Source organism: Gordonia sp. (in: high G+C Gram-positive bacteria), assembly GCF_047600565.1.
In the GTDB taxonomy this organism is placed as follows: domain Bacteria; phylum Actinomycetota; class Actinomycetes; order Mycobacteriales; family Mycobacteriaceae; genus Gordonia.
Genome location: NZ_JASGKN010000001.1, coordinates 1,950,753 through 1,963,159 on the forward strand (window position 1 = coordinate 1,950,753; position 12,407 = coordinate 1,963,159).

Genomic DNA, 12,407 nt, shown 5'->3' on the forward strand with positions numbered 1-12,407 from the left:
CCGACCATCGGAGAGCCGCCATGAACACTTCCGCCCCGAACAAGACCATCGTGATCACCGGTGCCAGTGACGGGATCGGCGCTGTCGCCGCCCGGGCCCTCGCCGGCGCCGACGTGAACCTGGTGATCACCGGCCGGTCCGCCGACAAGCTCGACGCGGTCGCGCAGGCGACCGGCGCGACCGCGTTCACCGCCGATTTCGCGAAACTCGACGACGTCCGCGACCTGGCCGAGCAGATCGCCCGCCACGTCGACGGGATCGACGTACTGCTGAACAACGCCGGCGGGACCTTCGAGCCGAACAAGCTCCGCACCGTCGACGGTCACGAGCCGAACTTTCAGATCGGCCACCTGTCGCCGTTCCTGCTGACCAATCTGCTGCACCCGCCGCTCGCCGCCGATGACGGCGCGCTGGTGGTGAACACGTCGAGCATCGCGAACCTGGTCGGTCACGTGGATCTCGACGATCTGGACTGGACGCGCCGCCGCGCCTTCCAGACCCGTTGCTACGGCACCGCCAAACTGGAGAACATCCTGTTCACCCGCGGGATCGCGAAGCGCTGGGCCGACGACGGGATCGTGTCGGCCGCCGTCCACCCGGGCCCGGTCGGTTCCAGTTTCGGGCGCGACTCGTTCTTCGTGGGCCTCGCCTACCGGACACCGCTGCGCCGGTTCGCCACCATCACGCCGGAGAAGGGCGCCGAGCCGCTGATCTCTCTCGCACAGCGGGGCGCCGACCCGGCCGTCAACGGCGTCTACTTCGAGCGGCACAAGCCGAACGGCCGCGAATCCCGGCAGGCGCACGACCCCGCGCTGATCGACGGCCTGTGGACCCGGTCGGCGCAGCTGGTCGGTCTGTGATGACGGCCGAAAGCACCCGCTACCACCACGGCGACCTGCCCAGCGCACTGGTCCGGTCGGCGATGGAACTGCTCGACGAGGACCCGGCATCGGATCTGTCGCTGCGCGCCGTCGCCCGCAAGGCCGGGGTCTCGGCGGCCGCCCCCTACCGGCATTTCGACGACCGGAACGCCCTGGCGTCGGCCGTCGCCGCCGTCGGCTACGCCGAACTCGCCCAGACGCTGCTGGCCGTCCACGCCGAGCCGTCGACGGCCGACGATCTCGCCGACCTCGCCGTCGCCTACGTGCGCTTCGCGCTGGCCCGCCCGGGACTGTTCCGGGTGATGTTCGCCGAAGGCTGCGACGCCGGAAACCCCGACCGCGTGGCCGCCGTCGACGGGATCCGCGGATACCTCGGGTCCCTCGCACAGCGGACCGCACCGGACGCGGACCCGGACGCGGCCGCGCTGGCCGCCTGGTCGCTGGTGCACGGACTGGCGTTCCTGCATCTCGACGGCAAACTCGACACGTCCTCCCCCGAGGAGGTGGACCGCCGCGTCCGCGGCGCCGTCACCGCCCTGCTGCACCCATCACCCGCACACACCCCGATCGGAGGAGAACAGCGATGACCCGCATCCTGACCGTCGTCACCAACGTCGCCCACTACGACGATCCGTCCCACCCGACCGGCCTCTGGCTGTCGGAGCTGACCCACGCCTGGCACGTGTTCGACGAGGCCGGCTTCTCGCAGACGCTGGTCAGTCCGGCCGGTGGCGCGGTGCCGCTCGAACCGCGGTCCCTGAAGTTCCCCAACTACGACAAGACCGCCAAGGCGTGGCACGCCGACCCGGCGAAGATGGAACTCCTGCAATCGACCGTCGCACCCGACGCCGTCGACTCCGCCGACTACGACGCGATCTTCTTCACCGGCGGCCACGCCGTGATGTACGACTTCCCCGACTCGAGCGGCCTGCAACGGATCAGCCGGGAGATCTTCGAGCGCGGCGGCGTCGTCAGTTCGGTCTGCCACGGCTACTGCGGTCTGTTGAACACGACGCTGTCCGACGGCTCATATCTGATCGCCGACCGCGACATGACCGGATTCTCGTGGCGTGAAGAAGCGCTGGCCGGCGTCGATAAGGACGTCCCCTACAACGCCGAACAGGTCACGAAGGACCGCGGCGCGAAATACAAGAAAGCGCTCGTCCCGTTCGTGCCGTACGTGGTGGTCGACGGCAACCTGGTGACCGGCCAGAACCCGGCGTCGGCCCGCAAGACCGCCCAGAAGGTCGTCGAACTGCTCTGAGAACTGGACGCCGCTGACAGGTGTGGAAGTTCAGATGTGCTCGCGGCCGGGACGGGCGTAGAACAGCCAGGTGAGGCCCAGGATCGGCAGCAGCAGCGGCAGGTACCCGTAGCCGGACCCGAAATGCGACCAGACGGTCTTGTCCGGGAACAGGTCGGTGGCCACATAGCTGAGGATGCCGACGACGATCACGCCGACCAGCTCGAACGAACACGACGCGATGGCGGCGGTGCGGGCCCGGTCACCCATGACCAGGCAGACGGTCGCGACGATGTACACGACGGCCGCGAGCGCCGACAGGCTGTAGGCGAGCGGCGCCTTGGAGGCGTGCGCGATCAGCTGTTCGAGGGAACGCCCGGTGGCCGCCAGCGCGAACAGCGCGTACAGCGCGGCCAGGGTCCGGCCCGGACCGGTGTTGATACCGGTCCGCTTCGGCGCGGAGTCGCGTTCGGGCGAACGATCGGTCTTCTTGTCAGGCAACGCCGGCCTCCCAGATGTTGTGCACGCGCAGGAGCATCACCGGCACCGCCAGGCAGGCGATGACGATGGCGGCCACACCCCACCGGGAGCGGTCGAAGATCGCCCAGCCGGTGCCGGCCGGCACCAGGACCAGCACCCCGAGCAGGTAGGCCATGAAGCCGCCGGACGCGATGTGCCGGCCCGAGGTCAGCAGCGCCGCGATCTCGGCGACGGCCACCGCGATCAGCGCGACCTCGAGCGCGGCCAGACCCCACAGGGCCGGCCAGCTCAGGAACTCGTCACGCACCACGTACAGCAGCGTGACGGCGGCCATCACCCCGGCGAACACCGAGACGACGATCAACAGGACTCCCACACCGGCATTGTTTCACTGCCCGCGACGCACCCCGGCGCGCGGGCCTGACGATGTCGGATTCCGCTGCACGGCAAGCGGTCTGGGCGCACACTCGTTACCGTCAGGGAACACACCCGCGCAGACCTACGAAAAAGGCCACCCATGTCGCAGCAGTCCACCCCGAAATCGACCGCCGAAGGCTTGAGCATCGAAGACCAGGCGAAACTCACCAGTGGCGACGCCTACTGGAACACCAAAGCCCTCGGCGGGGCCCGATCGATCCTGCTGAGCGACGGCCCCAACGGCCTCCGCAAGCAGGAAGGTGCCGCCGACGCGTTCGGCATCGCCCAGTCCGACCCCGCCACCTGCTTCCCGCCGGCCGTCGGACTCGCCCAGACCTGGAACCCGGACCTGGCCGCCAAGGTGTCCGGCGCCTACGGCGAGGAGGCCCGCGCCGCGCAGGTGGACGTCGTCCTCGGCCCCGGCATCAACATCAAGCGGTCCCTGCTCGGCGGCCGCAACTTCGAGTTCTTCTCCGAAGATCCGCTGCTGACCGCGGAACTGGCGACCTCGTGGGTCAACAGCGTGCAGAGCAAGAACGTCGGCGCCTCGCTCAAGCACTTCGCCGCCAACAACCAGGAGACCGACCGGATGCGGATCTCGTCGGACGTCGACGAACGCACCCTCCACGAGATCTACCTCCGCGCCTTCCGGCATGTGGTGAAGCAGGCACAGCCGTGGACCGTCATGTGCTCCTACAACCGCATCAACGGCGTCCACACGTTCGCCGACCGCGGTCTGCTCACCGACATCCTCCGCACCGACTGGGGCTACCAGGGACTGGTCGTCAGCGACTGGGGCGCCATCGCCGACCGGGTGGCCGCCGTCGCCGCCGGCACCGACCTCACGATGCCGTTCCCGGGCGAGGCGGACGACAAGCTGCTCGCCGAGGCCGCCAAGAACGGCGACCTCGATCCGAAGGCGCTGGCCGAATCCGCGCAGCGGGTGCTCGACCTCGCCGCCAAGGCCGGTGAACCGGACAAGAGCGCGACGTTCGACGTCGACGCGCACCACGCCATCGCCCGTGAGACCGCCGCCGAGGCGCTCGTCCTGCTCCGCAACGACGCTCCCGCGAAGGGCGCCGCACCGCTGCTCCCGCTGGATCCGGCCGACGACCTGCTGGTGATCGGCGAGCTCGCCAAGACCCCGCGCTATCAGGGCGGCGGTTCCTCGCATGTCTTCCCCACCAAGGTGGACGTCCCCCTCGACGCCATCACCGCGCGCGCCGACGGAAAGGTGTCCTTCGAGGACGGCTACTCGACGGACGCTTCCGCCGGCGATGCCGGCCGGCAAGAAGGCCGCCGACGCGGCCGTGGCGGCAGCGAAGAAGGCCGGCACCGTCCTGCTGGTGCTCGGCCTGGGCGACAGCCAGGAGTCGGAAGGCTTCGACCGCACGAACATCGACCTGCCCGCCGACCAGGTGGACCTCGCCAAGCGCGTCCTGGACGCCAACCCGAACACCGTCGTGATGGTCTGCCACGGCGGCGTCGTCGACCTGACCGTCATCGACGCCCCCGCACTCCTCGACGCCGCCCTCCTCGGCCAGGCGGTCGGCACCGCCATGGCCGACGTCCTGTTCGGCGACGTCGACGTGTCCGGCCGTCTCGCCGAGACGGTGCCGCTGCGGCTGCAGGACTCCCCCGCCTACACGAACTTCCCCGGCGAACACAGCCACGTCACCTACGGCGAGGGCCTGTTCGTCGGCTACCGCTGGTACGACGCCCGCGACATCGAGGTGGCCTTCCCGTTCGGGCACGGCCTCTCCTACACCACCTTCGACTACTCGGACCTGACCCTGTCGGAGAACAAGGACGGCATCGAGGTGAAGCTCAACGTCACCAACACCGGCGGCCGGGACGGCATCGATGTGGTGCAGGCCTACGTGTCGGTCGACGGTTCCGCAGTCACCCGCCCGGTGCGGGAGCTGAAGGGTTTCACGAAGGTGGCGGTCGCCAAGGGCGCCACCGTGCCGGTCACCCTGACGATCTCCCGCGACGACCTGGCCTACTGGGACATCCGGTTGCACCAGTACGTGGTGGAAGGCGGCACCTACACGGTGGCGGTCGGCGCCTCCAGCCGTGACCTTCGCCTGACCGGCACCGTCGACGTCACCGCCGACGAGACCCGGCGCCTGCCCCTCACCCTGGACTCCTCGGTCACCGAGGTGATGGCCGATCCGGCCGGCGCGAAGGCGTTCAAGCCGCTCATCGATCAGCTGACCGCCAAGATGGGCGGCGGAGGCGGCGACGCCGGCAAGTCGATCGGCGCCGACCTGACCGCCATGGTGGGTCCGACGCCGGTCGGCCGCGCCGCGAAGCTGTCCGACGGCGCGATCTCCACCGAGCAGATCCAGCAGTTGCTCGATCAGGCCAACGCCGGCTGACCGCCCGCGCCGGTCGAGCCGACGCCGAGCCCGCCAGGGCGAGACGTCGAGTCGAAACCCCCATCACAACGCCGCGGTGGTTTCGACACGGGACGCCGTCGTCGCTGCGCTCCGTCGCCGACCCGGCTCAACCGCCGAAGAAGCGCGCAACCACCGCAGAAGAGTCAGACGAACCAGCCGAGCCCACGACAACAAGGCCTTCACCTCGCCGGTTGAGCCGACACCGAGCCCGCCAGGGCGAGACGTCGAGTCGAAACCCCCCGTCACGACGCCCGGGTGGTTTCGACACGGGACGCCGTCGTCGCTGCGCTCCGTCGCCGACCCGGCTCAACCGCCGAAGAAGCGCGCAACCACCGCAGAAGAGTCAGGCGAACGAGCCGAGCCCACGACAACAAGGCCTTCACCTCGCCGGTTGAGCCGACACCGAGCCCGCCAGGGCGAGGCGTCGAGTCGAAACCATCGGGAAGCAGGCCGTCCGGCCCGGCTCAACCATCGGGAAGCTCGCCACCGCCGTGGAAGGGTCAGGCGAACCAGCCGGCGACGGTCTCACTGAGCGGGGTGGTCGGGCGGCCGATCAGCCGCGACAGTTCACCCGGGTTCGGGTCCTCGAGTTCTCCGGCGGCGATGGCCTGATCGGTGCCGACCAGAAAGTCGATCAGCGGGGCCGGCAGGCCCGCGCCGGTGAGCGCCGTCCGCAGTTCGTCGGCGGACACGTCCTTCGCCTGCACCGGTGTGCCGGACGCCGTCGTGATCGCCGCAGCCAGATCGTCGAGGCTCCAGGACCGATCGCCGGCCAGCTCGTAGGTGGCGGCCGTCGGGTCACCGGTCAGCACCGCCGCCGCGGCGTCGGCGTAGTCCCGGCGGGCGGCCGACGAGATGCGGCCGCCGCCGGTGGCCCCGAGAAGCACACCGCTCTCGGCGGCCTGCCGGGCCGCATCCTCGTAGTTCTCGGTGTACCAGCCGTTGCGCAGCAGAGCGACGGGGAACGGGGCGTCAGCCAGCAGCTTCTCGGTCTCCACGTGTTCGGGGGCCACCGCGATCAGCGGCGCGTCGTCGGCGTGCAGAAAACTCGTGTAGGCGAGGAAGCCGACGCCGGCCTGCGTGGCGGCGTCGATCACGGCCTGATGCTGGGCCACGCGCTGACCGAACTCGGTGCCCGAGATCAGGAGCAGCCGGTCGACGCCGTCGAGGGCGGCGGCCAGGCCGTCGGGCTGCGCGTAGTCGAACGCCCGAACCTGGATGCCTTTGGCCGCCAGATCGCTCGCCTTCTGCGGATCGCGGGCGAGGGCCACGATGTTCCCCGCCTCCTCCCGGGTCAGCAGTGCGTCGGCGACGAGCTGCCCGAGATGTCCGGTGGCTCCGGTGAAGGCGATGGTCATGGGGTTCCCTTTCGACTCCGGTCCGCTCGGTGCGGACGCGATGGGCGGAACAACGCGCGAGGACGCCCGGCTATTCCGCCGGCGAACTAGCCTCGAGTCCATGCGCTACGGAATCTGCATTCTTCCGGACATGCCGTGGGCGGCGGCGAAGCCGCTGTGGCAGCAGGCCGAGCAGATGGGCTTCGATCACGCCTGGACCTACGACCATCTCGTGTGGGGCGGCCTGCCGGACTCTCGCTGGTTCTCCTGTCTGCCGATCCTCACCTCGGCGGCTGCGGCGACCACCACGCTGAAGGTCGGCAGTTTCGTCATCTCACCGAACTTCCGGCACCCGGTGGCGTTGTCGAGGGAGTTGCAGACCCTCGTCGACATGTCCGACGGCCGGCTGATCGTGGGTCTCGGTGTGGGCGGCACACCCGACGACGGAATCCTGGGGCAGCCGCCGCTGAGCGTGGGCGAACGGGTGGCTCGATATCAGGAGTTCGTGACCCTGCTCGCGCGGACACTCACCGAGGATCATGTGACGTTCGACGGCGACTACTTCTCGGCACGCGACATGCGTCTGGTCGGTGGTCCGGTCCGTCCTCGCCTTCCGCTCGTCTGCGCCGGCGACGGTCCGCGGCAGATCAGGTTCGCCGCACGTCACGGCGACGGATGGCTGACGCAGGGCGCGTTCGACGCCGACACGCTCGACGCCTGGTTCGATCACGCGCAATGGGCGCGGGACCTGATGACCCGGACGGCGCGCGACGCCGTGCCGGACTCGTACCTGAACCTCGACAGCGCACCGGTGAAGGCGTTGAGCAGCATCGACGCCTTCGATGAGCTGACCGGTAGAGCCGCCGAACTCGGGTACACCGACGTCATCACGCATTGGCCCCGCAGCACCGAGCCCCACAAGGGTGACGTGAAGATCCTGGAGGCGCTGGCGTCGCGCGGCCTGTCGCCGGGCCACCACTGACCGTCGTTCCCGGTACGGTCGATGGCATGGCTGAGATCGTGATCATCGGTGGCCACGGCAAGGTGGCCCTCCTTCTTCGAGCAGATCCTGTCCGATCGCGGCGACACCGTCCGCGCGATCATCCGGGACGCCGACCACGCGTTCGACGTCGCGGAGGCCGGCGCCCAGCCGGTGCTGCTGGACATCGAATCCGTCGGCGTCCCCGAGCTGGCGGCCGTGTTCGGCGGCGCCGACGCGATCGTGTTCAGCGCGGGTGCCGGCGGCGGGAATCCAGCACGCACCGATGCCGTCGACCGGGTGGCCGCGATCAACGCGATCCACGGCGCCGAGCAGGCCGGGGTGAAGCGTTTCGTGATGGTGTCGTACCTGGGCGCCGGCCCCGATCACGGTGTCGCGCCGACCGACCCGTTCTACGCCTACGCCGAGGCGAAGGCGGCGGCCGACGCCGAACTGCGCGCCAGCGGTCTGGACTGGACGATCCTGATGCCGGGCCGGCTGACCGACGATGAGGCGTCCGGCAAGATCGATCGCACCGCGGTGCGCGCCCCGGACAACCCGGGCACGTCGCGCGGCAACGTGGCCAAGGTGGCCGCGCACGTGCTGACCAAGCCGAAGACCGTCGGCAAGGACATTCCGTTCACCGACGGCGACGTCGCCATCGGCCGCACCATCCGATGACCGCCGACACCCGCGGCCCCGGGGATACGGCCGGGAAGTTCCATGACGCCGCCCGCCGGATCGTCGCCTACGGGGTGGGGACACGGCTGACCGGCAACCACGACGAGGTGACGGTGGACGGCGGTTCGCTCGTCGTCGCCGCGGAGGATCCCGCGCGCTCGGTGACACTGCATGACGGGGACGAGGCCGGGTTCCCGTGGCGGACCGACGCGACGGCGGCGGCCGCGATCTCCGACTACGTCGAGGAGTACATCGACGAGACCGGCGTGGTCTTGTCGGTGCGACGCGACCGCTTCGACGATCTGGTGGCCGACCCCTACGACGAGTGGACGCTCGAGTTCCTGGCGCATTGTTTTCCGGCAGCCGACCTCACCGAGATCCACCGGTTCCTCGCCGAGGCCCGCACCGTCACCGGCTGACGGTCCGTCAGGTCAGCGCCGTAACGCCTTCGCGGCGTCGAACGCCTCCTCGCGCTGTCCGAGGTGCCAGGCGTGCCAGCGTTCCCAGCGGCGGACCGACTCCGTCTGCCACCGGCGGTCGATCGCCGGGGAGATCCGGCGCACGATCTCGACGGCGACGATGAGTGGGGCCCGCGCGATCAGGAACAGTGTTCCGGGGATCCCGCTCGGCAGCCGGTACCGGCGCCTGTTCCAAGGCAGCATGAACAGGCGCGTGTAGCCGGCCTGCAGGTGCAGATGGAACCGGGCGCGCAGGCGGTCGAGCCCGCGCACGTCGGGACCGGGAGCGAAGGACGGCACGAAGCCTTCGACGAGTTCGGGTCCGAGCGGCCCGGAGTCGTATCTGCGGGTGGCGTCGAAGTAGTAGAGCAGGCGCATGCCGTCGGCGACGGTCTCCGGGTACATCTCGTCCACCCGGCAGCCGACGAGGTGCCCGAGGTAGCGGTTGAAGTGCAGGACGGCACGCATCTCGGCGGGCGAGGTGAGGAAGCCGAGCGAGAACAGGCCCAGCGCCGGCGCGACGCTGCCGCCGAGAAGGGTCAGCATCATCTCGCTCTGACTGATCGGCAGGCCGTGCGCCTGCGCGTCCCATTCCGGATGTTCGGCGACGCGGGCCCGCACCGACACGTGCATCACCCGTACCTTCAACGACACCTCCCGAGCCTTCGAGCCCGGGGTGAGGACGGCGTGCGGTCGGCACACCTCCATCCACCAGCGGGTGGTCTCCAGGTAGCGGTGCAGTGCGCTCTTGCCGGCGTAGCCGCCGGACAGCGACAACGGCACCGCCAGCGATCCCTCGGTGTAGGTGTCCATGGTGCCGGCGTTCCCGACGGCGCCGAGGCTGTAGCCCCAGCGGCGCCAGACGGCGGCGCCCTTCTCGATCAGCTCCGGGTCCACCCAGTCGGGGATGGTCTCGAACTCGGCGAACAGGGCCCGCATGGATTCCGGGGCGTCGGGCACGTTGTCGATGCCGACGCGCAGCGCCTCGTCGAGCAGTTCGCGGGCTCGGTCGGCACCCATCCGGCCGTGATAGGTCTCGGCGACGAAGCGTTCGGCGACCGGATCCCCAGCCGTGTGTCCACGAGCGAACGCGGCCGCGACCTCCTCGGAGGGCATCAGGTCGACGCCGGTGCGGCGCTTCACCCGGTCCCGAAGGCGGCGGTGCCGGGGATCGACGGTCAGTTCCATCCCTCTACTGTCGCTCAGCCGACCTCGATCGCACCCGAGTTCCCACTGAACTCGGTGAGCTGTCCGGATCCCGACTTGGCGTCGCCGTAGTAGCGGATCCGGTAGCGCCCCGACGCGTCCCGCGGAATCCGCCAGGTAACGGTGACTTTGGATGCGGAGGCACTGCCGCCGGGGCGCTCCCACGTCAGTTCGGTGGATTCGTGGTCGTCGTCGTAGGCGACCTGCCATCCGCCGGAGGTCTGCTGTTCGACGGCGTAGTAGCCCTTGGTGGCGGCGCCGCGGCGGATCCGGTTGGTCGGGTAGGCGCCGCAGAAGCCGACGGACACCGTGGATCCGGGTGCGGCCTCGGCCGGCACCGCGGTGACGACCTGGCCGAATCGTTTGCCCGGCATTGGGGTGTCGGCCGGCTGGGTGCCGAGGAGGTCCGGTTGCAGATCGGCGCGGTCTGCCGGGCGGGCGCCGAGCGGCCGGCGGCGGCCTCGCGCCATCGCGCGCGCCATCGCATCGAACTCCTGCATGTAGGCGCACAGCTGCCAGCGGCCGAACAGGGTCTCGCCGCCCTCGTACTGCTGGGAGGTGTACTCCTCGGGGGTGGTCGTGTACTGGCTGTAGCCGTTCGAGTAGCCCTGCAGCAGCACGTTCTCCAGGGGCACCTTCAGGGCGTCGGCGACGGTCCGGCGGATGCGCAGCCCGGCGACGATCGTCGCCTCGGACGGCATGGCGGCCAGCACGAGGTCGCCGATGCGGATCAACTGGATGGGGAGCGTCTGCTCGATCCACGAGCGGGGCGGCAGCATGCCGAGCGGGAACAGCTCGGCCTTGGGTGCCTGCGCGTAGACCATCCACGGATCCGGGGTAGGGACGGCGGTGGCGCCGAGGGCGACGGTCAGTTCGTTGCGCATGCCCTCGTGCAGGATGGCGAGCTGGCTGCGGGTGTTGTCCTCCATCGACGTGGCCGCGGCGGCCATGCCCATCATGGCCGGGGTGGTCCGGGCCGCCTTGCCGTTGGGTGTGTAGTGGCCGTCGATGTGCAGGTCCGCGAGGTTCAGGTACCGGGTGGCGCAGTCGATGCCGCCGGACAGTGTGCTCGCCGCGGACAGCGCCGCCTGACCGGCGCGGTCCTGCCGCTGCCCGATCATGATCCGGTTGGTGCGGTTGTTCGCGGTCGGTCCGCCCGGGTGCATCTTCCGCAGCCACAGATTGGGCGTCATGTCGCCGGCGTTGGTCTGCGCGTGCGCCACCACCACGCCGGGTTCGCGCTGCTCGGCGAGGTACGCGGCATAGCCCTTGTTGTCGGGTCCGATGAGGAAGTTGGCGTCGGTGAGCGACGTGCCATGGGTCGCGAACCAGACGATCTCGCCGATCGTCGCACCGCCCTGCCGCAGGCGCAGCGCGGTCACCTGCGGGTCGATGTGTTCGGGGAAGTGCGCACGGTCGTGCGCGGGGTTCATCTGGAATGCCGGCAGCGAACGGTTGGCGCTCGCGTTGTGCAGTTCGGAGTGTCCGAGTTCGACGGTGCCGGGTGCGAGGCTGTCGTGGGCCTGCGTGACCGCATCGAGGAGGCCGGCGAGTTCGGCTTCGAAGGAGTTGTGGCGGTGTCCTTTGGCGGCGAGTGTGTACGCGTAGTCCCAGGAGGTGCCGCCGCACGAGTTGTGGTTGTGGGTGGCGTTGAGGTTGACGTTGTGTTCGTTGTACGTGCCGCCGTAGCGCTTGCCGAGTTCTTCGAGCAGCCGATTGTGGTGCGAGGTGAACACGCAGGCGATGTCGGCGGTGATGAACAGGACGCGTGTTCCGGTGGCGGCGTCGGCGATGATGAAGGCGCGCGCCCACGTGCGTTGCAGCAGCCCCTCGGCCACCTGGTCCATGTCGGAGTAGCCCATCATTCCTTGGCCGGCGATGGCTCCGGTCATGTCGCCCTTGCCGGCGCCGACGAGGTAGCCCGCGCTTCCTCCCGGGGACGCGGTCGCCGGCGAGGCCGCGGTGGCGGCGACGGACATCGCCCCGGCTCCGGCGGCGGTGACGGCGGCGGCCTGGAGCAGTGTGCGGCGTGAGATCTGCGTCATCGAGCGACGACCTCCTGGATGTGACCCTCGACCTTGTCAGACGACAGTCAACACGGTCCCGGTGTCTCACGTGTTAAGTCCGCGATTCCCATCTGTTCCGAGTCCGCGCTACTCTGCTTTATTGCCAATCGTTTTCAGTAAAGGAGAATCGTGAAGGTTCGCAACTCTCTCAAGTCGCTCAAGAAGCAGCCGGGCTCCCAGGTGGTCCGCCGGCGTGGGCGGACATTCGTGATCAACAAGAAGAACCCGCGCTTCAAGGGCCGCCAGGGCTGAATCCA

General features: G+C 69.6%; 12 protein-coding genes and 2 pseudogenes. 9 read left to right on the forward strand and 5 right to left on the reverse strand.

Translation table 11 applies throughout. The features are described 5' to 3' along the window. Positions 1–20 precede the first annotated feature (20 nt). From QM774_RS09535 to QM774_RS09545, 3 genes are read left to right on the forward strand one after another with little or no spacing between them, the layout of a single operon-like run. On the forward strand, positions 21–860 hold the full coding sequence (locus QM774_RS09535; protein ID WP_414975650.1) for an SDR family NAD(P)-dependent oxidoreductase: 840 nt from the start codon (positions 21–23) through the stop codon (positions 858–860). After that, positions 860–1,468 (forward strand): TetR/AcrR family transcriptional regulator, encoded by a 609-nt coding sequence (locus QM774_RS09540; protein WP_414975651.1) that lies wholly within the window; start codon positions 860–862, stop codon positions 1,466–1,468. The genes QM774_RS09535 and QM774_RS09540 overlap by 1 nt, the downstream gene beginning before the upstream one ends. After that, a complete protein-coding gene (locus QM774_RS09545; RefSeq protein WP_414975652.1) occupies positions 1,465–2,145 on the forward strand; it encodes a type 1 glutamine amidotransferase domain-containing protein in 681 nt (226 codons plus the stop codon). Before QM774_RS09540 ends, QM774_RS09545 begins: the two co-directional genes overlap by 4 nt. A 30-nt stretch (positions 2,146–2,175) precedes the next feature. On the opposite strand, the gene QM774_RS09550 is transcribed toward QM774_RS09545, so the two are convergent. Together QM774_RS09550 and QM774_RS09555 are read right to left on the reverse strand one after the other, a co-directional pair. Further along, the gene (locus QM774_RS09550) at positions 2,176–2,625 is read right to left on the reverse strand and encodes a hypothetical protein (RefSeq protein WP_414975653.1); all 450 of its coding nucleotides are present in this window, start codon (positions 2,623–2,625) and stop codon (positions 2,176–2,178) included. Then, the gene (locus tag QM774_RS09555; protein ID WP_414975654.1) at positions 2,618–2,980 is read right to left on the reverse strand and encodes a hypothetical protein; all 363 of its coding nucleotides are present in this window, start codon (positions 2,978–2,980) and stop codon (positions 2,618–2,620) included. Before QM774_RS09555 ends, QM774_RS09550 begins: the two co-directional genes overlap by 8 nt. Before the next feature lie 141 nt (positions 2,981–3,121). Here QM774_RS09555 and QM774_RS09560 point away from each other — a divergent pair. Both QM774_RS09560 and QM774_RS09565 read left to right on the forward strand, forming a co-directional pair. After that, a pseudogene (locus QM774_RS09560) lies at positions 3,122–3,913 on the forward strand (glycoside hydrolase family 3 N-terminal domain-containing protein); the annotation flags it as partial. Between the two features lie 280 nt (positions 3,914–4,193). Beyond that, positions 4,194–5,402 carry a glycoside hydrolase family 3 C-terminal domain-containing protein gene (locus tag QM774_RS09565; protein ID WP_414975655.1) on the forward strand — a complete coding sequence of 403 codons (1,209 nt, stop codon included), beginning with the start codon at positions 4,194–4,196 and terminating at the stop codon, positions 5,400–5,402. A gap of 521 nt (positions 5,403–5,923) precedes the next feature. Here the strand turns inward: QM774_RS09565 and QM774_RS09570 are convergent. Next, on the reverse strand, positions 5,924–6,781 hold the full coding sequence (locus QM774_RS09570; protein ID WP_414975656.1) for an SDR family oxidoreductase: 858 nt from the start codon (positions 6,779–6,781) through the stop codon (positions 5,924–5,926). 100 nt (positions 6,782–6,881) lie between these two features. Between QM774_RS09570 and QM774_RS09575 the strand changes: the two genes are divergently transcribed. The 3 genes and pseudogenes from QM774_RS09575 to QM774_RS09585 all read left to right on the forward strand — a co-directional run bounded on the left by QM774_RS09575 (position 6,882) and on the right by QM774_RS09585 (position 8,839). Beyond that, positions 6,882–7,742, forward strand: coding sequence for an LLM class flavin-dependent oxidoreductase (locus QM774_RS09575; RefSeq protein ID WP_414975657.1), 861 nt, complete (start codon positions 6,882–6,884; stop codon positions 7,740–7,742). Positions 7,743–7,768: 26 nt separating this feature from the next. Continuing rightward, a pseudogene (locus tag QM774_RS09580) lies at positions 7,769–8,420 on the forward strand (SDR family oxidoreductase). Continuing rightward, positions 8,417–8,839, forward strand: a complete 423-nt coding sequence (locus QM774_RS09585; RefSeq protein WP_414975658.1) for a hypothetical protein — start codon at positions 8,417–8,419, stop codon at positions 8,837–8,839. The pseudogene QM774_RS09580 and the gene QM774_RS09585 overlap by 4 nt, the downstream one beginning before the upstream one ends. A 12-nt stretch (positions 8,840–8,851) precedes the next feature. Here the strand turns inward: QM774_RS09585 and QM774_RS09590 are convergent, their stop codons facing one another. After that, positions 8,852–10,066, reverse strand: a complete 1,215-nt coding sequence (locus QM774_RS09590; RefSeq protein ID WP_414975659.1) for an oxygenase MpaB family protein — start codon at positions 10,064–10,066, stop codon at positions 8,852–8,854. 14 nt (positions 10,067–10,080) lie between these two features. Next, positions 10,081–12,129: a neutral/alkaline non-lysosomal ceramidase N-terminal domain-containing protein gene (locus tag QM774_RS09595; RefSeq protein ID WP_414975660.1), complete on the reverse strand. Its 2,049-nt coding sequence runs from the start codon at positions 12,127–12,129 to the stop codon at positions 10,081–10,083. Between the two features lie 150 nt (positions 12,130–12,279). On the opposite strand from QM774_RS09595, the gene ykgO reads away from it, so the two are divergent. Next, positions 12,280–12,402, forward strand: coding sequence for a type B 50S ribosomal protein L36 (gene ykgO / locus QM774_RS09600; RefSeq protein ID WP_414975661.1), 123 nt, complete (start codon positions 12,280–12,282; stop codon positions 12,400–12,402). Positions 12,403–12,407: the final 5 nt, after the last annotated feature.